A 22,328-nucleotide genomic window follows, 5' to 3' on the forward strand; every position below is an offset into this window, starting at 1 on the left:
CTGCCTCACGGGATCGGAGCCCCGTACCGCACTCCGGTCAACTCTTCGGACGCCTCCCACAGCCGCTGCGACAGCCGGTCGTCCAGCGTCCACCTCGCCCGCCAAGAACGCGTCGGCGAGCCACGCCAGAGCTGGACGCGGGGCCCGATGAAGGAGTCGGGGCCCACACCGGGCGCGGTCGCCGCGTACAGGCTGGGCAGCGCACCCGCCTCCGCGCTCTGGGCGACGACCCGGGTCATGAGCGCCGCTCCCCGCTCGGCGATCCGCCGGCCTTCCATCGCCGGGCCGCGGGTTTGCAGATTCGTGGCCGCGTAGCCCGGCTGCGCGGCGGCGGCGACCAGGTCCGAGCCCGAGGCGCGCAGCTTGCGCGCGAGCTCGTGGGTGAACAGGAGATTGGCGCTCTTGGAGCGGCCGTAGGCGATCCAGCGACGGTAACGCCGGTCCATGTGGAGGTCGGTGAGGTCCACCTTGGCCGTGTAGTGCAGGGCGCTGGAAACGGTCACCACGCGGGCGCCGGCGCCGGCCGCGAGCAGCCTCGGCAGTAGCAGCCCGGTCAGCGCGAAGGGGCCGAGGTGGTTGGTGCCCATCTGTAGCTCGAAGCCATCGGCCGTGCGGCGCGGGGGCAGCGCCATCACGCCCGCGTTGTTGATCAGCAGGTCGAGCCGGTTGCCCGGGAGCTCCACGCAATCCGCGAACTCCCGTACGGAGGAAAGGTCGGCGAGGTCGAGGGGGGCGAAGGCGATATCCGCGCCGGGCACCTCGCGCCGGATGAGTTCTTCGGCCTCCCGGGCGCGGGCCGCGGAGCGGCAGGCCAGCACCGTGTGGGCGCCCTTGCGGGCGAGTTCGCGGGCTGTGACGAGGCCGATGCCGCTGTTGGCGCCGGTCACGATGGCCGTACGGCCGCTCTGGTCGGGGATGTCTTGCGCGGTCCAGCCCATGGTGTTGGCTCTCCTTCGCACTCGGCACGGCAGTGGGCGGGTACGCGGCGCGGGCACCTGACCGGCAGAGCTGTTGAAACCGGCAGAGCTGCTAGAGGTGACAGAGCTGCCAGAGCTGCCAGAACCGACAGAGCCGGGCCGCCGCGCTTCGTAACCGCCGGGTAACTTACGTACTCGCGGCACGAGCTTAGGGCAGACCGACGCCGGCGTCGCGGTGGGGCCCGGTGACGATCGCCACGCCTCGGCACACTCGCGGGCGCAGCCGAAGACGGCGGACTTGAGCTTGTGCGGGGAGCGCGGGCCCCGATACGCAGCTCCAGATCGATCGTCAACCGAACCGAGCCCTGCCCCGCGTACCTGCCCCGAGTACTGCACCGCGTACCGCCACCGCGTCTCACCCCCGCACGGAGGTGCCGGGCGGAGGTGCCGGGCGGCGCATCGGTTGCGCTGGGCGTGTTCGTGGGTGACCGGCGTGCGACCGGGTGGGCGACGTCATGCCCCGTAGCGTGCGACGCCGCTGTTGCCCGGCCGCATCACCTCCGTTTCCCGTAGGCAACGTTGCCCTCAGCGCGCCTCGTCGCCGCCAGTGAGCCGGACCGGGAGGGTGTGCGTGCTGTTGCCGATGAAGCTCGGGTGCGGCGGCAGTTCGGCCTCGGGCACCGCCGGCGTGAGGTCGGGGAAGCGCGCGTACAGCATCTCCAGCGCGATCGTGGACTCCAGCCGCGCCAGCGGGGCGCCCAGGCAGTAGTGCGCGCCGTGGCTGAAGGCAAGGTTGCGCACATCGGTCTCGCGCGTGATGTCGAACTGGTCGGCGTCCGGCCCGTAAGCCAGCGGATCGCGCCCCGCGGCGGTGTACGAGGCGAGCACCGGGGCCCCGCGCGGGATGACCGTGTCGCCGACGGTCACATCGGTGGTCGGATAGCGGAACGGGAAGAAGCTGACCGGACTGTCGTAGCGCAGGGTTTCCTCGACCACCGCATCCCAACCGACCGCACCGGACAATACGAGCGCGAGTTGGTCGCGGTGGCCGCTCAGGGCGCGCACCGCGTTGGTGATCAGATGCAGATTGGTCTCATGCCCGGCGATGATCATCAGCAGCAGGGTTGCGGCCAACTCTTCCTCGCTGAGCCGGTCGCCGTCCTCCTCCTTGGCCGCGATCAGGGCACTGGTCAGATCGCCCCCGGGGGCGGCCCGCCGATCGGCGGCCACCTGCGACAAGATGCCGTACATCTCCTGGGTTGCGGCCTTCGCCCGCTGCGGGGTTGCGGCGGTGCTCACGATGTCGTGTGACAGCTCGTGCAGCCGCTTCTCGTGTGTGGGGTCCACACCGAGCAGTTCGCAGATCACGCCGAGCGGCAGCGGCAGGGCGAAGTGTTCGCGCAGATCGACGATGCCATCGGGGGCGGCGGATGCGGTATCGGCAAGCTGGTCGAGCAACTGCTCGGTCCGCTCCCTCACGCGCGGGCGCAGCGCCTCCACCCGGCGCGGCGTGAACGCCTTGGTGACCAGGCCGCGCAACCTTCGGTGCTCGTCGCCATCGGCGGTGGTCATGCCCTGGACGGTGGCGAACGCGGTCAGCGGCCAGTTCGCGGGCAACTCCCCGGCGTGCAGGGCTGCGAAGTGGCAGGAATCCTTCGCGACGGCGGGGTCGCCGAGGAACTCCTCAAGCTCCTCGTGCCGTACGACGGCATAAGCGGATACCTCCCCCGGCAACACGATGGGCACGGCCGCACCGTGTTCCCGCAGGCCAGCGTTGACGCCATGCTGGTTGGCCCCACCGGGGTCAAGCCGATGCGGAAGGGTGACAGGGCATCTTTGGTGATCGGTCATGGGCTATCTCCCCGTTGCGCGCCGGCCGTTGAGGCCAGTCCAGTGGGGCTCAGCGTAACCACGGTACGGCGGAAAAAGAGCTGACAGGCAGGACATCGGAAACCTCAGAACTACCTCAATAATCAGCCAGTTCGCGGACGTGCCGCCGTCATGTTCCTACCCTCGTGATCATGACGGCAACACCGGCGACCGGGCCGCTACGCAAACGACGACCCGCCGCGGCCCACCCCACGGCGGCACCGGCCCCCGCGCCACTGCCCGACGCCCGCCCCCTTGACGCGCCCCTCCCGCACGGGCTCCCTCTTGACGCGCCGCGACCTGCCGCGCCGCTCCTTGACGCGCCCCTCCTTGAGCCGCGCCCTGATGAGCCGCTGCCTGATGACGACCCGGGGCGCTATCTGGAGCAGGGCGCGCGGATGCTGGGCGAGCAGTTGCCCACCGCGACGTTGGAGCGGCTCACCCATTGGCGGCGCGCCCCGGCCCCATGGCTGGAGCTGACGGGCCTGCCGCAGACCGATGCCGATGTGCCCACGCCACGCGCCGGGTTCTGCGACGAGGCGCTGTTGAGGATTCCCAACCTGGTCCACTTCGGGCTGCTGCGGCTTCTGGGCCTGGAGCCGGTCGCGTACCGGTGGGAAAACCACGGCCGGCTCGTCCGTAACGTCGCGCCCAGCGCCGGCGCCGCTCGCAGCCAAACCTCATGGGGTTACGCCACGGGTCTGGACTGGCACACCGACGACTCGGTGCTCGATCACCACCCGGACGGTGCCCCAGAAGAATCCATTCCGCACTTTCTCTCCTTCTACGGCATGCGCAACACCGAGCGCGTTCCGACCTGGTTGCTGCCGGTGGACGAGGTGTTGGCCGACCTGCCCGCCACGACGGCCACCGCACTGCGGCAACCTGCCTTCGACGTGACGGCGCCTGAGTCCTACGGGGCCGCGTCGGAGCCTTGCGGGGGGCGGCCCGCAGCGCCGCCGGTGCGCAGCGGAGTTCCGATCCTGTGGACGCTGCCGGACGGGCACACCGGTGTGCGGTACGGGCCGGGGCGGGTCACCGGCCGTACGGCGGCGGCGCAGGAGGCGCTGACGCGCTTTGCGGAACGGGTCGCCGCGTGCAAGGGGGTGCCCATCATGGTGGAGGCGGGCGGCTTCCATGTTTTTGACAACCGTAGGGTGATGCATCGGCGGCTCCCCTTCGAGCCCGCCGCGCCGGATCACGCGCGCTGGCTGCGCCGTTGCTACGCGCGTACGGCCGCAGCCTGACCCGCTGACGTTCGGCCCGACCCGCTGGCACCGACCGGCGGTAGGGACCATGGCGGTCGTGCGGGCGCGACGGCCCGAGAGGCGACGATGCACGACATATCCCTGCTGACGCTTCTCCTGTTGTGCCTCGCCGCCGCGGCGGCGGGCTGGATCGACGCGGTGGTGGGCGGCGGCGGCCTCCTCCAACTTCCGGCCCTGCTGGTCGGGCTCCCGCATATGGCCGCGGCACACGCACTGGGCACGAACAAGGCCGTGTCGATCGTCGGCACCGCCGCCGCCGCGGTCACCTACACGCGCAAGGCCCCGGTAGACGTACGCACCGCCATCCGCATCGGCCTGGCGGCGATCGTCGGCTCCCTCGGTGGTGCGTTCTTCGCCGCCGGCATAAACAGCGACGTCCTGCGCCCTCTGATCATGGTGATCCTGCTCGTGGTGCTGGCCTTCGTCCTGCTGCGCCCCACCTTCGGCGCGGTCTCCGGTACGGGCCCGGTGACCCGCAGACGCGTCCTGGTGGCGATCTTGGTGGCGGGCCTCGGCCTCGGTTTCTACGACGGCTTGATCGGCCCGGGCACCGGTACGTTCCTGGTCATCGCCTTCGCGGCAATCCTCCACATGGACCTGGTCACGGCCTCGGCCACCACCAAGGTGGTCAACACCTGCACCAACCTGGGCGCACTGATCACGTTCAGCGCCCAAGGCCAGGTCCTGTGGTCCATCGCCGCCCCCATGGCCCTCTTCAACCTGGGTGGCGGCATGCTCGGCGCCCATATGGCGCTGAAGCGGGGGAGTGGCTTTGTGCGCGTGGTGCTGGTGGTGGTCGTGGTGACGCTGGTGTGCAAACTCGGGTACGACGAGTGGGTGGCTTGACCGTCCTTGACCGTTCGGGGCCCGAGCGCCGAGGTGCTCGATCGTTGGTGTGCCCGAGCGCCGGTGTGCCCGAGCGCCGGTGTCCGCGAGCGCCGGTGTCCCCGAGGGGACGCGGACTAGGTTCTCGCGGTCTTGGCGTGCACGTTCCCGCACGTTGGTGGCGGTGACGCCACGTGTCGGCACGGGCGATCTCAGCCGGCTGCCCGCTGGCGTAGCGGCGTCGGCACGAAGGGTGTGGGCCGAATCGGGGGTGGCGGTGGAGCACGCTGCGCCACAAGCGGCTGAAAACGGAGGGAATCGGCTCGCGGGCGAGTAAAAGGATCAGCCGTGTGGCACTACATTCCGTAGTTGATCGCTCGCACAGCGACCGGCCCCCGCGGAGATCGCTGGGCGAACCGAGTTGGCGTGCGCAGGACCGTTCTTCCTGGAGGTGTGTGGTGACATTGGCGCCCCAAGGCCCGTCCGGTCTAGACGGCGACCCCGGCCAATCCGCCGTAGCGTATGACCGATTCGATTACACGCCGTATCCGAAAAGCGTATCGCAAGCTCGTCGGCGTGCCGCGCGAGTCGTCGCTGAGTGGGGGCAGTCCGCCCTCGCGGACGACGCGGCCTTGATCGTCTCGGAGTTGGCCAGCAATGCCGTGCTCCATGGCGCGCTGCGCGGACGGTTGTTTCGGGTGCAGCTCACGTTGACCAACGCGGTGCTGCGGATCGCCGTCAGTGACCCCAAGGGCGAGCGGTTGCCGCGAACCCGGCAGCCGACGCCCGAGGACAAGTTCGGGCGGGGGCTGCTCATCGTGGATGCGGTGGCGGCCCGGTGGGGCGTACAAGAGCGGAACATCGGCAAGGACGTATGGGCGGAATTCGATTTGAAGCGGGTCGTTCACGTCCGCTCCTAGGCCGCGGCACAACGGGCCCTCGCCATGCCGGCGAGGGCCCACCCGTTCCTGGCCCGCTGGTTCCGCACGGTGCACGGCGCACGGCGTGTAGTGCACCGTACTGGCTCACGGCTCACGGCGCATGGCGTGTGCGTGTGGTGCACGGCTCACGGCGCGCACGCCGCATGAAGCGGCCCACGGTTCACGCCGCGTGCGCTGCCCACACCCCGGAGGCCGCCGTTGTCTCGATATAGCCGCTGATGTCGCGCGGCTCGCGCCCCAACGCGCGCTGGACGCCGTCCGATAGGTGATCGTTCTTGCCGGTCCTGATCTGGGTGAACAGCCGGTTCAACACCGCGATGAACTCCGGCGGCACGTTCGCCTGTGTCAGCTCAGTGGTGAACTGCTCATCGCTGAGCGGTGTGTAGCTGATCTCCCGCCCCGTCGCCTGGGCGATCTCCGCGACGATGTCGCCGAAGGTCAGCAGCCGCGGCCCGGCCAGGTCATATGTCTGGCCTGCGTGTCCGTCCTGCGTCAGCGCTGCCACCGCCACATCGGCGATGTCCTCCACGTCGATGAACGGCTCGCGGCCCGCCCCGGTCGGCAGCCGCAGCTCGCCGGCGATGATGGCTTCGTAGAAGAAGTCCTCGCTGAAGTTCTGCGCGAACCAACTCGGCCGCAGCACCGTCCACTCGGCGACCCCGGACTCCCGCACCGCCCGCTCGCCGTCAATCAGCATCTCTCCCTCGCGCGCCGACAGCAGCACGATGCGCCGCACCCCGGCGGCCACGGCGCGTCCCGCGAACGCCTGTACCGTGCGCGCCGACTCCGAACTCGTCAGCTCACCAGGCGGTACGAGATACACCGCGGCCACGCCCGCAAGGGCCGGGCCCCAGGTCTCCTCGTCCTCCCAGACGAAGCGCGTCCGCCCACCATCCGCGGACCGCGATGCCACCCGCACCGTCAGGCCGCGTGCCGTCAGCCGCTCCACCACGCGGCGCCCGGTCTTGCCGGTACCACCCAGCACCAGAAGGTCTTTCCCCTGCCAAAGATCGTTCTCTGTCATGGCCCCCAGTCAACCGGTCGGCTGGTAGACGAACCATGGTTGAAAGGCTCTGTGACATGTCCGCCCGTCTACGCGTCGCACACGTGTCCGTCTACGCTGACGCCCATGGATGCGCTCGCCGATCTTCTGGACGGGGCACGGGCCCGGGGGGCCCTGTTCCATCAGTCCATCCTGACCCCGCCCTGGTCGCTGCGCTTTCTGCACGGCACGCCGCTCGCGCTCGTCACCATGCTGCGCGGCGACGCCTGGATCGCGCCGGGCGCAGGCACGACGCCGGTGCCGCTGCGTAGCGGTGACATCGCGCTGGTGCGCGGCCCGCAGCCGTACACCATCTCCGACCGGCCCGGCAGCGCGCCCCAGGTGCTGATCCACAGCGCGGACTGCTGCACCACGCCGGACGGCCAGGACGTCAGCCAGGCGCTGACCTTGGGCGTGCGGACCTACGGGGAGAGCCAGGAAGGGTCGGCGCTTCTGCTCAGCGGCGGATATCAGCTCACCAGCGATGTGGGCGAACGGCTGCTCGCGGCGCTGCCGCCGGTGATCGTGCTCACCGAGGAGTGCTGGGACTGCCCGCTGATGCCGGTCGTCGCCGAGGAGATCGTGCGGGATGCGCCGGGCCAGCAGATCGTCCTTGACCGGCTGTTGGACCTGCTGCTCATCTCGACGCTGCGCGCGTGGTTCGCCCGACCGGAGGCGGGAGCTCCGGCCTGGTACCGGGCGCAGAGCGATCCCGTGGTGGGGCGCGCGTTGCGGTTGCTGCACGACGCCCCGGCGCACGCCTGGACCGTGGCTGAGCTCGCCGCGAAGACCGGCGTATCGCGGGCCGCGCTCGCCCGCCACTTCACCCGGCTCGTCGGCGAGCCGCCGATGACGTATCTGACGGGGTGGCGGATGACGCTGGCCGCCAACTTGCTACGCGAGCCGGATACGACGGTGGAGACCGTGGCGCGGCGGGTCGGATACGCCAACGCCTTCGCGCTGAGTGTGGCGTTCAAGCGGGTACGGGGCGTGAGCCCAAGCGCCCACCGGGCACAGGCCCAGCGGGCTGGGCGCTCGCAGCCTGGGCGCTCGCAGCACACACCGCCGAGCCAGCCAGCTCAGGTCCAGCCCTCCTCACGCCACGTGGCCCTGCCCCAAGCCTGAAACCCAGCCCCCAGCCCGTAAACCAAGCTTGAAACCCAGCCTCAGGCCCGTAAAACGAGCCCGTAAACCAAGCCCGAAAACCAGCTCCGAAGCCCGCGCACCAGCACCAGCCCCGGCCCCAACCAACGGCTGAGGCTCCGCGCCCGCCCCGGGTTACGCTCCCGTGGACATCGGCCGTCTGCGAGCGCCTGGCGGCCGAGCCGGGCGAAGGGCGATGTCGGGCCTGCGAAAAGTCGATGCAACCTGACGGGGCGGGTGGTGCGTATGGGTCACGACAGAACCCCTCCGACCTGACCGAGGACACCATGATCCGCCTGTCCAGCCCACGCCGAGCCGTTACCGCCGGGCTCGTCATCCTCGCGGCCATCGGGGTCGCCACCAGCGTTGCCGTCGCGTCGTCCGACGACTCCGGCTCCAAGCCCGCGCCCCGGCCCTCCGTTTCGGTATCGACGCCGGACCCCGTCGAGCCGACCGCCACCCCGGACCCCGTCGAGCCGACCGTCACCGCCACTCCGGAGCCGCCGAGCACGCCCGCCCCCGTGCCGACCGTGCCCGATGGTGCGCCGGAGCCGACCGCCACGTCCGTCCCTGTGCCGAGCGTGCCCACCGCCGTCCCAGAGGTGGTCTCGCCCGGCAGCCCCGTGCCGAGCGCGCCGGGCACGGGCGGGGCGGAGCCACCCTCGACGCCGACGAGTCGCCCCGCTCGCTGACGTGGTCAACGATGACACCTGGGGGCCGGGGCCCAGCGCGCCGGCCCCCGGGCCGGGACCCGGTCTGAGTCCCGAGGAGTTCGACGCCTTCTACCTCGCCGCCGTGCACCGTGTCACCGGGCAGATCTACGCGATGACGGGCAATCTCAGCGAGGCGGAGGACGTGGTGCAGGAGGCGTTCATTCGCGCGTGGAAACGACGCGCCGAACTCAGCGCGACCGGCTCCCCCGAAGCATGGGTGCGCACCGTTGCCTGGCGCCTTGCGGTCAGCCGCTGGCGCCGTGCGCGATCCGCGCTCAACGCCTGGCGCCGACACGGCGCCCCCGCCCACGCGCAGGGGCCCGACCCGGAGCGCGTGGCGGTCATCGAGGCGCTGAAACGGCTTCCTGCGGAGCAGCGCCGCGCCATCGTCCTGCACCATCTGTGTGACCTTCCCGTGGAAGAGGTCGCGGCGGAGACCGGGGCGCCGGTCGGTACGGTCAAGGCGCGGCTGTCCCGAGGCCGCGCCGCCCTCGCCCGCCAACTGCGCGACCATTCCCTGCCGGCGACGACCATTTCAGGGCGGTGACCATGAGCGACATCGAAGAAGAAGTGACCCGCGCACTGCGGGACGCGGCCGACCTGGCACGGCACTCCGCACGGCCGGTTCCGCCGCCCTCCGCCGTACGTGCCGCGGCCGAGCGCGCGGCGCGCCGCCGGGTGGTGGCGGGCGTGGTGGCCACGGTGGCCGTCATCGGCATCGGCTGTACGGTGCCCGCCCTGCTGACCGACGACGGTCGCACCACCCCCGCCCCACCAGCCGGCGGTGTAGGCCCCTCGGCCCCCGTGCCCTCCGTACCGATACCGCAGCCCATCCGGACGTCGGAGGAACCGCTGCCGCACCAACCGGAGCCGACCAGGTCGGGGAACGCGACGCCGGGCTCTGCCGACGCATCGCCCCCGGGAACCCCGGTCTCAGGGGCCCCCGCCCCCGCAACCACAGTCCCAGAAAGCCCCACCTCAGAAACCTCAGTCCCGAAAACCACAACCCCGCCCACCTCAACCTCGGGAACCCTGGTCCCCGAAAACCTGAACCAGCCCTCGGTGCACGGCCCCACCCCCAACCCGTAGGCGTGCGCGCTGTGGTGGGCGGTTACAGCCAGCCGCGGCGGGCCGCTTGCAACCCGGCCTGGAAGCGGGTCTGGGCGTCCATGAGCGTCATGAGCTGCGCCACGCGTCGCGTCATGGTGCGCTGGGTGATGCCGAGCGCACGGATGATCGACGCGTCCTTCATGCCGCCGGCGAGCATGCTCAGCAACTCCCGGTCCCGCTCGTCCAGCGGGCCATCGGGCGGCGCGCTGACGGCGATCGGAGACGCCCGCTCCCACATCAAGTCGAAGCAGGTGACGATGGCCGTCAACAGCGGCGACGGGCGTACCAAGATGGCGGCCGATGACTCGCTGGCCTCAAGTACGAGCGGAATCATGGCGTTGGACCGGTCCGCGATCAGCATCTTCAGCCGCGCCGATGGCAGGCTGCGCGCATCCTCGCCCTTGGCGATGCAGTCCAAGACGAAACCCATCCGACCGGGCAGTTCCAGGTCCGATGCGTCGTAGATGACGCGGCAATCGACCCCACGCCGTAGCAACTGGTCCTCGATGGGGTTCTCGGTCGATGAGGAACTGAAGTACGGCGGACAGTCCACGACCAGCATCTCCCGCTGGGCCCCGAGTTGAAGCTGCTCCACCCGGTCCCGCACCGCGTGCGGGCCCTCCACCAACTCGATCAGGTCTCCGGGGCTGTTCGCCGTCGCGCCCTGGAACCGTACGGACAGCTCACGGATGTGTTCGCGAAGCTCCTCAAGCTCCTGGTGCCGCCGCTCGGCCAGCGCATCGAAGGCGACACTGGGTGGGGCGGCTGCGTACCGGGCGGGCTTCCCGGCGAGCCGGGAGATCAGCCCAGCGTCCTCAAGGCGTCGCAGACAGGGCCGGACCTGGGCGGGCGTTGCCCCAACGGCCTCAGCGAGCTGCGCGGTCGTACATCGTGGAGTGGAGAGTACGTGGAGGTAGAGGGCGCTCTCGGTGGCGCCGAGCCCCACGGGCTCTAGCAGAGCATCCGGCATCGGCCCAGCATAGGAACCCACAGCGCGGGCGGCTAGTTGTGGCCATCGTCTAGCTTTCGGCATTCCGGCGGATGGCCATTCACGCTACGGTGCACGGAATTCCATCTGCCCGATTCATCCTGGCCAGAGAAGTCTGAGCGAACCATTTGCCCAGTGGTCTGGACCGTAGAAACCGCTCGTACCGCCTCAAGGTCGTCCGAGGGGTGTCAGCAGATCGCTCGGGGGCCTGCGAGACGTCGGAAGTACGCCGAAAGGACGCGTGAGGGACGTGATGTCGTGGATGCCGTTGATGACGTGAAGGACGTGAATTCGGCGTTATGACCGTCACGAAAACGCCCAGCCTCGCGCACAGATCCTTCAGCTTGCCCACCATCGCCGCCTCCGTGCCCACCGCACGCCGCGAAGCCCGGCAGTTGCTGGTCGCCTGGCTGCTCGCCGACGAGCACCCGCTGGCCGACGCCGCGCTGCTCATCCTCAGCGAGTTGGTCACCAACAGCGTCCGGCACGCGGCGGTGTCATCGCCGCTGTCCGATATCACGCTCACCCTGTCGCCGGACGCGCTGATCATCGCCGTCCATGACCGACACCCCACCCTCCCCGCCCCGCTCCCCGAGGCGCGCCCCGACGGCAGCGGCGGCCGGGGCCTGGCCATCGTGGCCGCCCTCGCCGACGAGGTGGGCGGCGGGCTGCGGGTGGCGCCGGACGAGGACGGCCTTGGCAAGACGAGCACGGTCCACCTGCCGCGCTGAGACCCAGTGATCCCAGTGCTCCAGCGATCCCAGTGATTCCGGTGGCCTTATGAACCGATGGCCTGGTGGCCTTCGTGCGGCTGGGCCCGCAGGCCCGGGCCCGGCTACTGGCTTGTCCTGACATGGGGCGGGCTGGCTGGAGATCGGTTGCAGGTGGCGGAAGTCCGTTGGACATGGGAGCGGACGGGGTCGGTCGTTAGGGCTCCAACTCGCAATCGCGGGTGGCGGTTACCGCCGTCAACAAGATCACCGAATCCTCTACCGCCCGTAGCGCGTGCCGTTCGTGGGGAATAGCCTGCATCTGGCCCGCGATCAGTTCCCAGTCGCCGCTCTCCCGGCCGACCAGCCGCACATGGCCGTGCAACACCTGAAGGCTTGCCGCGGGCGGGGCGTTGTGCTCGTCCAACTCCGTACCGGCGACCAGCGCAATCAGGCTCTGCCGCAGGGGCCCGTCATGCAGGAACAGGTGCGCGCTGCGCCCGTGTGACTCCATCCTGGCCTTGTCGAGATGCTCACGGGCGAGTGCGGTGAGGTCGTCCATGGACCGTCCTTTCGCTGCGCTGGGCATGTCCGGTTTGACCGTACCGCGGGCCTGGACGACCCGCGCGACTACCGTGGTACCCCGCGTGTGCGTGTGCATTCCGCGCGACCGCCGCCCGCATGGGCGGCCGGTCGCGCAACCTCAAGCCGAAGGAGCCGCAGCCGTGGCCGAGAACGCCTCTGACCTCGCGAACCCGCCCAGCGGGGACGCCGCCCCGACCGCCGTCCTGACCGTGTTGACCACCATCGACGCCAGGGAGAAGGCCGAGGCGCTGGCGCGCGGCGCGGTGGCGGAGCGCGTGGCGGCCTGTGCGCAGATCAGCGGGCCGGTCACCTCCGTCTACCGGTGGAAGGGCGAGGTGATCATCGGGCGGGAGTGGCAGGTGCTGCTCAAGACGACGGCCGTACGGTTCGAGGCGCTGGCTGCGTACCTGCGTGCGGCGCACGACTACGACACCCCGGAGATCATCGCGACGCCCGTCACCCACGGCGACCCGGCCTACCTGGCGTGGGTCGGCGACGAGACCCATCCACAGTGAGCCACCCATCCGTCGAGCGCGGGAGTGCGAGCCCGCCACCCATCCGGCCGCGCGGACGGTGCGGGGCCCGGCTCGCGGCCCGGTGGCGCGCCTTCGGCACGGTGATCGCCGGCGGCGACCGGTAGCGGCACCAACTACGCTTGGAGCTTCTTTCCGCAGCTCAGAGCAAGAATAGGTGCCATGTCCGACCTGCCAACGCCCTCGATTCCCACCGCAGAGCTCCACCTTCACATCGAGGGCACGCTGGAGCCGGAACTGGCCTTCGCCCTCGCCCAGCGCAACGGCATCTCGCTGCCGTACGCCTCCGAGGACGAGCTGCGCGGCGCGTACTCCTTCACCGACCTCCAGTCCTTCCTCAACCTCTACTACGCGCTGATGGCGGTGCTACGCACCGAGGACGACTTCGCCGAACTCGCGCACGCCTACCTCGCGCGGGCCCGGGCGCAGGGCGTACGGCATGCCGAGATCTTCTTCGATCCGCAGGCCCACACCGTGCGGGGCGTATCGATCGGGACGGTCATCGACGGCCTGTCGCGTGCGCTGGACGAGGCCCCGCAGACATACGGCATCACCACCCGCTTGATCATGTGCTTCCTGCGCGATGAAAGTGCCCAGTCGGCGCTGACAACCTTTGAGGCGGCCCGGCCCTGGCTGGATCGCATCGCCGCGGTCGGCCTCGACTCGGCAGAGGTGGGCAACCCGCCGTCGAAGTTTCGCGAGGTCTTCGAGCGGGCCAGGGACGCCGGTTTGAAGTGTGTGGCGCACGCGGGGGAGGAGGGGCCGCCCGGATACGTCTGGGAGGCGCTCGACGTCCTCGGCGTGGACCGGATCGACCACGGCGTGCGCTGCCTTGAGGACGCGGACCTGGTGGCGCGACTCGTAGCGGAACAGGTGCCGCTGACCGTCTGCCCGCTGTCCAACGTACGGCTACGGGTGCACGAGCGGCTTGCGGATCACCCCTTGCGCGAGATGCTCACGGCCGGGCTGCTGGTCACGGTCAACTCCGACGACCCGGCGTACTTCGGCGGCTATGTGGGCGACAACTACACCGCTGTACGCGACGCGCTCGGGCTCGATGGCGCCACGCTGCGCACCCTCGCCCGGAACTCGTTCCTGGCGGCCTTCATCGACGAGGAGACCCGGGCCGGATACCTGGCGGAGGTGGACGCGTACGGGGGGTAGCGAGGTGGTGCGCGATGGGAGCCACCCGGCCACCCCGACCCCGCCTGAATTGTCTGGCCCGGGCGCGGCTCCCCTGGCGCACCATCGCGGTTCCCCCGACCGCTTGACTTCAACAATGGTTCAACTCCTACGGTCGGGGACATGGACTTCTCACACAGCGACGAAGAATTGGTCAAGCAGCCGATCGGCTACTGGAGTTGGGCCGCGAGCACGGCGGTCGTCACCTACATCAGGGCCGGCCTCCAAACGGTCGGGCTCACCCAGCCGCAGTGGTGGACGCTGCACCAGGTGGCCGAGAGCACGCACGGCAAAACGCGGGAGGAGGTGGCGGCCGTCCTCCAGGGGTACTTGGGCGTCGGCGACGCCCTGGGCCCGGAGATCGATGCCACGCTGGAGCGAGGGCTGCTCGTAGTGGACGAGGCCCAACGGCTTCAGTTGACGGACGAGGGCAGGGCCGTCTACGCGCAGGCCGTCGAGATCCAGGTAGCCAACCGGGAAACGGTGCACGAGGGCATCCCCGACCAGGATTACCTCACCACGCTGAAGGTGCTCCAGCGGATGATCCACAACACGGGGGGCGAGGCGTGGCACCACTGACCACCATCCGGTGCCTGCTCCCGCACTCGCACCCGCTCTCACTGCTTCCGCTGCGTTCACCGGTCTCACCGGTCTCACCGGTCTCACCGGTCTCACCGGTCTCACCGGTCTTATCGGTCTCACCGTGGCGTCGCCCGGGGCGGGCTGCCGTTAGGCCGTACCGCGCGCCAACTCCACCCCTACGGCGCACACCTTGAGCTCGGGCATCCGCGACATCGGGTCGATGGCGGGGTCGGTGAGGGAGTTGGCGCGGCCCTGGCCTGGCAAGGGAAACGGCTTGAAGACGGTGTCCGGCCGGATGCCACGGCTGATGATGGCCGGGGCGACGGCCCGGCCCCGGCGGGAAACGACGGCGAGCTCATCGCCGTCCGAGGCCCCGATGCGCTCCGCGAGCAGCGGATGCAACTCGGCGAACGGGCCCGGCGCGATCGCTGTTGCGCTGCTCCGAGGAGGCCACCGCCCCTGCCCGTCCCCACCGGGTGTCACACCCGGCGGTTACCGTCGAGGTATGAACGGCACATCACCGACAGCGCCCGGCGAGCCCGGTCAATCCGGTCAGCCCGCTCAAGCGACTCAACCCTTCGCCGACACCGGCGAGGAAAGGAAGCCAGGCGTCCCCGGCTATGCGACCGCTGACCTGGAGCGGTGGGCGCCCGAGCCCGACAAGCGGCCGGGCCGCACCGCCTTCCAACGGGACCGGGCCCGGGTGCTGCACTCCGCCGCGCTGCGCAGGCTCGCCGGAAAGACACAGGTGGTGACGCCCGGCACGAGCGCGCAGGCGTGGGACGCGAGCCCGCGCACCCGGCTGACGCACTCCCTGGAATGCGCCCAGGTGGGCCGGGAACTAGGTGCCGCGCTCGGCTGCGACCCGGACCTGGTTGAGGTGGCCTGCCTAGCGCACGATCTCGGACACCCGCCGTTCGGGCACAACGGGGAGCAGGCGCTCAACGAGGTCGCCGAGCCCTGCGGCGGATTCGAGGGCAACGCCCAGTCGCTGCGGCTGCTCGCCCGGCTCGAACCGAAGCGATTCGTCACCGGCACCAACGGGGACGAGCCGGTGAGCGTCGGCCTCAACCTCACTCGCGCGGTGCTCGACGCCGCCACCAAGTACCCGTGGCCGCGCGGTGGCCACCCCGCCGATCCCGCGTCGCCCAAGTGCGGGGTGTACGAGGACGACCTGCCGGTCTTCCACTGGTTCAGGCAGGGCGCCCCTAACGACCGGACCTGCTTCGAGGCCCAGATCATGGACTGGTCCGACGATGTCGCGTACTCCGTGCACGACGTCGAAGACGGCCTGCACGCCGGGCACCTGGACCCGGGCATGCTGCTCGCCGAGCCGGAGCGGCGCGAGGTGTTCGCGGTCGCCGCAAGCCGGTACGCCCCGGGTGCCGAGCACGACGAGCTGGCCGAGGCACTCGACCGGCTGCTCGACCAGGAGTGGTGGCCGCACGGTTATGACGGCTCCGCCATCGCCCAGGCCCGGCTCAAGGACGCCACCAGCCAGCTCATCGGGCGCTTCTGCCTGGCCGCCGAGGAGGCGACCCGGGCCAGCTACGGGGCGGGGCGGCTCACCCGCTACGGGGCCGCGCTCGTCGTCCCCCGTTCCGTACGGCTGGAATGCGCGGTCCTCAAGGCCGTCGCCGACCGGTATGTCATCCAGCGAGCGGACCAGGAGCTTCTTCGCGCCGATCAACGGGTCGTCATCGCCGAGTTGGCCGACGTGTTGATCGCCCGCGCCCCACACGGCCTGGACCCGCAATTCCGCGCGCTGTTCACGGCTGCCGCCGACGATACGGCCAGGCTGCGCGCGATCGTGGACCAGATCGCGGCCCTCACCGACGCCTCAGCCCGCTCCCTGCGCGCCCGCCTGGCCACCCCCCGCTGACCCGACCGGCCCAGACTGGCTTCCTGCGCGGCCGGCCGACTCACTGTCGGTACGCGGCCGGTACGCAGCCGGTACGCGGCCGGTGCGCAGCACGTACGGGCCAGGCAAGCCGCCGGTAGGAGCCAGGCAAACGGCCCGCGGCAGCCGCGCAGGGGCCAACGGACAGCCCGTGCCGGCCCCCACTCGGCCCGCCGCACAGCCTCGGCGACGTCGCTGGGCAGGCGATCCGCTGGCCCGTCCGGCGTAGTGCCTCTTCCCGCGGCTCGTTCCGTGCGGGACCCTCCCTGTGGCTAGTACGACCGGGTGTATACCGAGCGTTCATGCTGGGTGTACCAAGGGGCGTACGCCCGCACAGGCGTGCCCGGGGCGTACTCGGGGCGCAGGCGTACCGCGCGCGAGCGAGGAGGCGACAAGTGGTCGATGCACATCGGACGTTCGTCATCGTCGGAGGAGGTCTGGCGGGGGCGAAGGCCGCCGAGACACTCCGGGCCGAGGGGTTCACCGGCCGGGTGATCCTCATCTGTGATGAGCGCGACCACCCCTATGAACGCCCACCCCTATCCAAGGGGTTCCTCAACGGCACCGAGGAGCGCGAAAGCGTCTTCGTACACGAGCCCGGATGGTACGCGCAGGCCGATATCGAACTCCACCTCGGCCAGCCCGCCGTGCAACTCGACCGGGCCGCCAAGTCCGTGCGCCTGGGCGACGGCACCCGCATCCACTACGACCGGTTGCTGCTCGCCACCGGGGCCGAGCCACGGCGCCTGGAGGTCCCCGGCACCGACCTGGCCGGCGTGCACCATCTGCGCCGCCTCGCGCACGCTGAGCGGCTGCGCGGCGTGCTCGCTTCGCTCGGGCGGGACAACGGGCACCTGGTCATCGCGGGCGCCGGCTGGATCGGCCTCGAAGTGGCCGCAGCCGCCCGCGGCTATGGCGCCGAGGTGACCATCGTCGAGCCCGAGCCCTGCCCCCTGCACGCCGTCGTCGGCCCCGAACTCGGCGCCCTGTTCACCGATCTGCACGGCGCGCACGGCGTCCGCTTCCACTTCGGGGCCAGGCTCACCGAAATCACCGGCCAAGACGGCATGGTCCTGGCCGTGCACACCGACGACGGCGAGGAGCACCCCGCACACGCCGTACTCGCCGCGATCGGCGCAGCCCCGCGCACCGCGCTCGCCGAGGCCGCCGGCCTGGAGATCGCCCCGCGCACCGGACCCTCCCGCGGCGGCATCGCCGTGGACGCCGGCCTGTGCACCTCGGACCCGGACATCTTCGCCGCCGGCGATGCGGCAGCCTTTCCGCTCTCGCTGTCCCCCGATGGCCCCCCACACGGCTCCCTGCTACGCGTCGAGCACTGGGCCAACGCCCTCAACGGCGGCCCGGCCGCCGCCCGCGGCATGCTCGGCCAGGGCGTGACGTACGACAGGGTGCCGTACTTCTTCTCGGACCAGTACGACGTGGGCCTGGAGTATTCCGGTTACGCGCCGCCCGGCAGCTATGCGCAGGTGGTGTGCCGGGGCGATGTCGGCAAGCAGGAGTTCATCGCTTTCTGGCTCACCGCCGATGGACGGTTGCTGGCCGGGATGAACGTGAACGTGTGGGATGTCACCGAGTCGATCCAGGCCCTCATTCGCTCCGGCGCCCCCATCGATCCGCACGCCCTCGCCGACCCATCGGTCCCGCTGGCCACACTGCTGGCTTGATGTCCTCGATATCCATGATGCCTGCGATGTGTCTGATGCCCTTGACGCCTCCGAAGCGGGCTGTGCCCCCGAGATACCAGCGGACCCTGAGATCGCAGAAATCCCAGAAACGGCAGGAACACCACAAACCCCAAAGACCCGCCGAGATCCCTGGTATCTCAGAGACCTCACCGATACCCGAGATACCCGAAACCTCTCTGGCCCCTTGAGGACGCTCATGTCACACCCGGGCCCGCTCACGTAGCGTGGCCATATGTCGATCCGTACGTCCGTGGTCCCGGTGGCGGAGATCTTCCACCTGCGGTGGTCCGTCCTCCGCCCCGGGTTGCCCCGCGAGGCCGCTAATTATCCGCAGGATGGCCTCGCGGGTGTCTTCCATGTGGCGGCGTACGCGGAGGCCGCACCGGACGGCGCGGTCCCGCCCGGCCCGCTCGTCGGCCGTGACCCGCTCGCGGGGCCTGGCCGGCTCCTGGCCGCTGACCGGCCGCTGGCCTGCATGACCGCTTTCCCGAGTCCGCTGCCGGCCGCCGCTACCGAGATCACCGGGCCGGTAGCGGGCGCGGAGGCCGGGGCGTGCCATCAATTTCGGGGCCTGGCCAGCGATCCCGCCGTCCGCGGCCAGGGCTACGGCGTGGCCGTGCTGCGCGCCGGACTCGCCGAGGCTGCGGCGCGCGGGGCCCGCTGGGCCTGGTGCAATGGCCGCACCGGCGCCCGTGGCTTCTACGAGCGAGAGGGCTTCACGGCCGTGGGGGAGGAGTTCGATCTCGCACCCAGCGGCCGTCATCTGATCTTCGTGAGCAAGCTCTAGCCGTATCGGGATCGGAGTGTCGGTGGCCGCCCGTAGAATTCACGCGTGGCAGGACGGATCAATGACGACGATGTGAGGGCGGTCAGGGACGCGGTCCCGATCGACGCCGTCGTGTCCGAGTACCTCCAGTTGCGCAACGGCGGCGGAGGCAACCTCAAGGGCCTATGCCCGTTCCATGATGAGAAGTCCCCTTCGTTCCAGATCAGTCCGAGCAAGGGACTCTTCTACTGCTTCGGCTGCCAAGAGGGCGGCGACACGGTCGATTTCATCATGAAGATGGATCACCTCTCGTTCGCCGAGACCATCGAGCGCCTGGCCTCCATCGCCGGCGTGACCCTGCGCTATGAGGAGGGCGGATACACCCCCGGCCGCCAGCAGGGCGAGCGCACCCGCCTGGTCGAGGCCCACAAGGTGACCGCACAGTTCTACGCCGAGCAGCTGGCCGGGTCCGAGGCCGAGATCGGCCGCGCGTTCCTCGCCGAGCGCGGCTTCGACCAGGCCGCCGCCGCGCATTTCGGCGTCGGCTACAGCCCAGCGGGCTGGGACCAGCTGATCCGCTTCCTGCGCGGCCGGGGCTTCAGCGACAAGGAAATGCTGCTCGCCGGCCTGGCCCAGGAGGGCCGCCGGGGGCCCATCGACCGCTTCCGGGGCCGCCTGATGTGGCCCATCCGCGATATCACCGGCGAGGTCATCGGCTTCGGCGCCCGCAAGCTGCGCGACGACGACAACGGCCCGAAGTACCTGAACACGCCCGAGACCCCGCTCTACCGCAAGTCCCAGGTGCTCTACGGCATCGACCTCGCCAAGAAGGAGATCGCCAAGACCAACCAGGCGGTCGTCGTCGAGGGCTACACGGACGTCATGGCCTGCCACCTCGCCGGCGTGACCACGGCCATCGCCACTTGCGGCACTGCCTTCGCAAGCGAGCACATCAAGATCTTGCGGCGACTCCTCATGGACAACTCCCGCGGCCAGGTGATCTTCACCTTCGACGGAGACGCCGCCGGGCAGCGTGCCGCGCTGCGCGCCTTCGAGGACGACCAGAAGTTCGCGGCGCGTACGTCCATCGCCATCAGCCCCGGCGGCATGGACCCATGCGATCTGCGCCTGGCCCAAGGTGACGAGGCCGTCCGTGACCTCGTTGAGCGCAGCACGGCACTCTTCGAGTTCGCCATCCGGTCCGTCATCGTCAAGTACGACGCCGAATCGCCCGAAGGGCAGGCGGCGGCGCTGGAGGAAGCGGCGCCCATCGTGGCGAACATCAAGGACGCCGCCATCCGCCACCGGTACGCCGTCATGCTCTCCGGACTGCTCGGCTACGTCACCGACAACCAGTTCGTCGTGAAGCGCGTGAGCCAACTCGCCCAGTGGAACCGTCAGCACGGCCAACGCGGCAGTTCCAGCGGCGGCCGTGGCGGCGCGTACGGCCAGCAGCGGGGCGAGAACGGCCGGCCGGGCTCGTACGACTCGGCAGGACGCGACGAGCAGCGCGGGACAGTGGGGCAGCGCCCCGCCGCTCCGCCCACGTCGCGCGGTCCCGCGCTCAACCTCCGCAGCCCGGCCCACCGCGTCGAGCGCGAGCTGCTCAAGCTCGCACTACAGCGGCCCGAGCTGGTCGCCCCGACCTTCGACGCGTACGGCGCGGATGAGTTCACCGCCCCGCCCTACGCGGTGGTCCGCGGCGTCATCGAGGAGGCCGGTGGGGTGACGTCGGCCGACGCGGGCTATCTGACCCGGGTGCGCGAGGCCGCGCCCGACGACACGGTGCGGGCGCTGGTCACCGAGCTGGCCGTGGAGCCGCTGCACACCCGGCGCGACGCTGATGAGATCTACGCGGGCGTGCAGCTTGTGGCCGTGCGGCTGGCCGCGGTCAACCAGCGAGTCACCGAGATCCGGGGCAACCTCCAGCGCCTCGACCAGCACGCCGACCCCGCCCACCTCACCGCCGTACAAAACGAGCTGTGGGTCCTCCAGCAGTACGGGCAGTCGCTGCGCGAGCGCGGGGCCGCCGCACTGTAGCCGCCCGGTCACGCACCGGTCTCAGAAAGTGCGCGCACGCCCCTCGTGGCGACAGTGTGTCGTGCCCCACACTGGAGCCGGTGCCTGAGCCTTTGGAGCGTGGCGGTGCTGGCCAGGCGGGCCCGGAATCCCCCGCAGATCCCCTCATGACGTACGGGACGGATGGCGGCCAGGCCGCAGCCGTCCTGCTGCCGAACGCCGCCCACGATCTGTCGGTGATCACCCTGGAGGTCGCCCCCGTGCAGACCCAGACCCTCACCACCACGGCGCCCCTCGTGCCGCCACAAAGCCTCGCCTCGCGCCACCCGGAGACGGGAGCCGGGCAGCTAACTGCCACCGCCGAGCCGCACTCTCCCGCGGACGCCGGCGATCTTCCCGGCCCCGTAGCCACCGAAGCCGCCACGGGCCCCACACGCCACGGAGAGCCAGCCACCGAACCGAGCGTCGAGGCCGAGGCACAAGCTCAGCCCGGTGCAGCCGAGCAGGACACCGCACTGGATGCGCCGCCGCGGCCGGACACCTCCGGCCCGTCATCGGACCTGTTCCGGCAGTACCTGCGCGAGATCGGCCGAATCTCGTTGCTCTCGGCGGCCGAGGAGGTGGAGCTGGCGCGCTGCGTCGAGGCCGGCCTCTTCGCGGAGGCGAAGCTCACGAACTCATCCGACGTGGACTCCCAACTCGCCCTCGACCTCGACACCTTGGTCGTGCGAGGCCGCATGGCCAAGCGCCGCCTGATCGAGGCGAACCTCCGGCTCGTGGTCTCGGTGGCGAAGCGGTACGTGGGGCGCGGGTTGACCATGCTCGACCTCGTCCAGGAGGGGAACCTCGGCCTGATCCGCGCGGTCGAGAAGTTCGACTACGCACGTGGCTACAAGTTCTCCACGTACGCGACCTGGTGGATTCGCCAGGCCATGTCCCGCGCGCTCGCCGACCAGGCCCGCACCATCCGGGTGCCGGTACACGTCGTTGAACTGATCAATCGCGTGGTGCGGGTGCAGCGCCGGATGCTTCAGGAACGGGGCTACGAGCCCAGCTCCGCCGAGGTCGCCGACCAACTCGGGCTGCCAACGGAACGAGTCTGCGATGTGTTGCGGCTCGCTCAGGAGCCGGTTTCGCTGCATGCGCCGGTCGGCGAGGAGGACGATGTCGCACTCGGCGACCTGATCGAGGACGGCGACGCCGCGTCCCCGGTGGAGTCCGCGGCCTTTTTGCTGCTACGCGAACACCTGGAGGCGGTCCTGTCCACCCTCGGTGAACGCGAACGCAAGGTCGTCCAACTCCGTTACGGACTCGCCGATGGGCGCCCACGCACCTTGGAGGAGATCGGCCGCATCTTCGGCGTCACCCGCGAACGTATCCGCCAGATCGAATCCAAAACCCTCAACAAGCTCCGCGACCACGCCTTCGCCGACCAACTCCGCGGCTACCTGGACTGACGCCCACCCCTACGACCGCTCAACGCGGCCCGCGGCTACCTGCCCCGATCCGCTGACGCGGGGTCGGCGACA

General features: G+C 70.4%; 21 protein-coding genes and 1 pseudogene. 16 read left to right on the top strand and 6 right to left on the bottom strand.

Annotated features, from left to right (window positions below; translation table 11 throughout):
* Positions 1 to 5: 5 nt before the first annotated feature.
* On the bottom strand, positions 6 to 938 hold the full coding sequence (locus tag FHS42_RS00510; protein ID WP_184568478.1) for an oxidoreductase: 933 nt from the start codon (positions 936 to 938) through the stop codon (positions 6 to 8).
* A 564-nt stretch (positions 939 to 1,502) separates the two neighbouring features.
* Entirely contained in the window at positions 1,503 to 2,768 is a 1,266-nt protein-coding gene (locus FHS42_RS00515; protein WP_184568479.1) for a cytochrome P450 family protein, read from the bottom strand.
* Positions 2,769 to 2,938: 170 nt separating this feature from the next.
* Between FHS42_RS00515 and FHS42_RS00520 the strand changes: the two genes are divergently transcribed.
* From FHS42_RS00520 to FHS42_RS00530, 3 genes are all read left to right on the top strand, one after another.
* Positions 2,939 to 4,033 carry a TauD/TfdA family dioxygenase gene (locus FHS42_RS00520; RefSeq protein WP_246494085.1) on the top strand — a complete coding sequence of 365 codons (1,095 nt, stop codon included), beginning with the start codon at positions 2,939 to 2,941 and terminating at the stop codon, positions 4,031 to 4,033.
* Between the two features lie 87 nt (positions 4,034 to 4,120).
* On the top strand, positions 4,121 to 4,900 hold the full coding sequence (locus FHS42_RS00525; RefSeq protein WP_184568480.1) for a sulfite exporter TauE/SafE family protein: 780 nt from the start codon (positions 4,121 to 4,123) through the stop codon (positions 4,898 to 4,900).
* Between the two features lie 437 nt (positions 4,901 to 5,337).
* Entirely contained in the window at positions 5,338 to 5,799 is a 462-nt protein-coding gene (locus FHS42_RS00530) for an ATP-binding protein (protein WP_312866643.1), read from the top strand.
* Positions 5,800 to 5,980: 181 nt separating this feature from the next.
* On the opposite strand, the gene FHS42_RS00535 is transcribed toward FHS42_RS00530, so the two are convergent.
* Entirely contained in the window at positions 5,981 to 6,844 is an 864-nt protein-coding gene (locus FHS42_RS00535) for an NAD(P)H-binding protein (RefSeq protein WP_184568481.1), read from the bottom strand.
* A gap of 105 nt (positions 6,845 to 6,949) precedes the next feature.
* On the opposite strand from FHS42_RS00535, the gene FHS42_RS00540 reads away from it, so the two are divergent.
* The 4 genes from FHS42_RS00540 to FHS42_RS00550 all read left to right on the top strand — a co-directional run bounded on the left by FHS42_RS00540 (position 6,950) and on the right by FHS42_RS00550 (position 9,807).
* Complete coding sequence (locus tag FHS42_RS00540) at positions 6,950 to 7,987, top strand: AraC family transcriptional regulator (protein WP_184568482.1); 1,038 nt, start codon at positions 6,950 to 6,952, stop codon at positions 7,985 to 7,987.
* A gap of 236 nt (positions 7,988 to 8,223) precedes the next feature.
* The gene (locus FHS42_RS36460; protein ID WP_246494086.1) at positions 8,224 to 8,697 is read left to right on the top strand and encodes a hypothetical protein; all 474 of its coding nucleotides are present in this window, start codon (positions 8,224 to 8,226) and stop codon (positions 8,695 to 8,697) included.
* A 64-nt stretch (positions 8,698 to 8,761) separates the two neighbouring features.
* The gene (locus tag FHS42_RS00545; protein ID WP_246494130.1) at positions 8,762 to 9,265 is read left to right on the top strand and encodes a SigE family RNA polymerase sigma factor; all 504 of its coding nucleotides are present in this window, start codon (positions 8,762 to 8,764) and stop codon (positions 9,263 to 9,265) included.
* 2 nt (positions 9,266 to 9,267) lie between these two features.
* Entirely contained in the window at positions 9,268 to 9,807 is a 540-nt protein-coding gene (locus tag FHS42_RS00550; protein WP_184568484.1) for a hypothetical protein, read from the top strand.
* A 22-nt stretch (positions 9,808 to 9,829) separates the two neighbouring features.
* Here the strand turns inward: FHS42_RS00550 and FHS42_RS00555 are convergent, their stop codons facing one another.
* A complete protein-coding gene (locus FHS42_RS00555) occupies positions 9,830 to 10,798 on the bottom strand; it encodes a helix-turn-helix transcriptional regulator (protein WP_184568485.1) in 969 nt (322 codons plus the stop codon).
* Positions 10,799 to 11,115: 317 nt separating this feature from the next.
* Between FHS42_RS00555 and FHS42_RS00560 the strand changes: the two genes are divergently transcribed.
* A complete protein-coding gene (locus tag FHS42_RS00560; protein ID WP_184568486.1) occupies positions 11,116 to 11,547 on the top strand; it encodes an ATP-binding protein in 432 nt (143 codons plus the stop codon).
* Positions 11,548 to 11,743: 196 nt separating this feature from the next.
* Here FHS42_RS00560 and FHS42_RS00565 read toward each other — a convergent pair whose 3' ends face one another.
* Positions 11,744 to 12,088: a cupin domain-containing protein gene (locus FHS42_RS00565; RefSeq protein WP_184568487.1), complete on the bottom strand. Its 345-nt coding sequence runs from the start codon at positions 12,086 to 12,088 to the stop codon at positions 11,744 to 11,746.
* 163 nt (positions 12,089 to 12,251) lie between these two features.
* On the opposite strand from FHS42_RS00565, the gene cutA reads away from it, so the two are divergent.
* The 3 genes from cutA to FHS42_RS00580 all read left to right on the top strand — a co-directional run bounded on the left by cutA (position 12,252) and on the right by FHS42_RS00580 (position 14,405).
* Entirely contained in the window at positions 12,252 to 12,626 is a 375-nt protein-coding gene (gene cutA / locus FHS42_RS36465) for a divalent-cation tolerance protein CutA (protein WP_376772489.1), read from the top strand.
* A gap of 180 nt (positions 12,627 to 12,806) precedes the next feature.
* Entirely contained in the window at positions 12,807 to 13,808 is a 1,002-nt protein-coding gene (locus FHS42_RS00575) for an adenosine deaminase (RefSeq protein ID WP_184568488.1), read from the top strand.
* A 141-nt stretch (positions 13,809 to 13,949) separates the two neighbouring features.
* The gene (locus FHS42_RS00580; protein WP_184568489.1) at positions 13,950 to 14,405 is read left to right on the top strand and encodes a MarR family winged helix-turn-helix transcriptional regulator; all 456 of its coding nucleotides are present in this window, start codon (positions 13,950 to 13,952) and stop codon (positions 14,403 to 14,405) included.
* Positions 14,406 to 14,555: 150 nt separating this feature from the next.
* On the opposite strand, the pseudogene FHS42_RS00585 reads toward FHS42_RS00580, so the two are convergent.
* Positions 14,556 to 14,837: pseudogene (locus FHS42_RS00585) on the bottom strand (molybdopterin dinucleotide binding domain-containing protein); the annotation flags it as partial.
* 76 nt (positions 14,838 to 14,913) lie between these two features.
* Between FHS42_RS00585 and FHS42_RS00590 the strand changes: the two are divergent.
* The 5 genes from FHS42_RS00590 to FHS42_RS00610 all read left to right on the top strand — a co-directional run bounded on the left by FHS42_RS00590 (position 14,914) and on the right by FHS42_RS00610 (position 22,256).
* Complete coding sequence (locus FHS42_RS00590; RefSeq protein ID WP_184568491.1) at positions 14,914 to 16,290, top strand: deoxyguanosinetriphosphate triphosphohydrolase; 1,377 nt, start codon at positions 14,914 to 14,916, stop codon at positions 16,288 to 16,290.
* 413 nt (positions 16,291 to 16,703) lie between these two features.
* Positions 16,704 to 17,993: an NAD(P)/FAD-dependent oxidoreductase gene (locus FHS42_RS00595; RefSeq protein WP_184568492.1), complete on the top strand. Its 1,290-nt coding sequence runs from the start codon at positions 16,704 to 16,706 to the stop codon at positions 17,991 to 17,993.
* Between the two features lie 253 nt (positions 17,994 to 18,246).
* Positions 18,247 to 18,801, top strand: a complete 555-nt coding sequence (locus FHS42_RS00600) for a GNAT family N-acetyltransferase (RefSeq protein WP_184568493.1) — start codon at positions 18,247 to 18,249, stop codon at positions 18,799 to 18,801.
* Between the two features lie 45 nt (positions 18,802 to 18,846).
* The gene (gene dnaG, locus FHS42_RS00605; RefSeq protein ID WP_184568494.1) at positions 18,847 to 20,820 is read left to right on the top strand and encodes a DNA primase; all 1,974 of its coding nucleotides are present in this window, start codon (positions 18,847 to 18,849) and stop codon (positions 20,818 to 20,820) included.
* A gap of 80 nt (positions 20,821 to 20,900) precedes the next feature.
* Positions 20,901 to 22,256: an RNA polymerase sigma factor gene (locus FHS42_RS00610; RefSeq protein WP_184568495.1), complete on the top strand. Its 1,356-nt coding sequence runs from the start codon at positions 20,901 to 20,903 to the stop codon at positions 22,254 to 22,256.
* Positions 22,257 to 22,328 lie beyond the last annotated feature (72 nt).

The sequence above is a fragment of the Streptomyces zagrosensis genome (genome assembly GCF_014203645.1).
Taxonomy (GTDB): Bacteria; Actinomycetota; Actinomycetes; order Streptomycetales; family Streptomycetaceae; genus Streptomyces; species Streptomyces zagrosensis.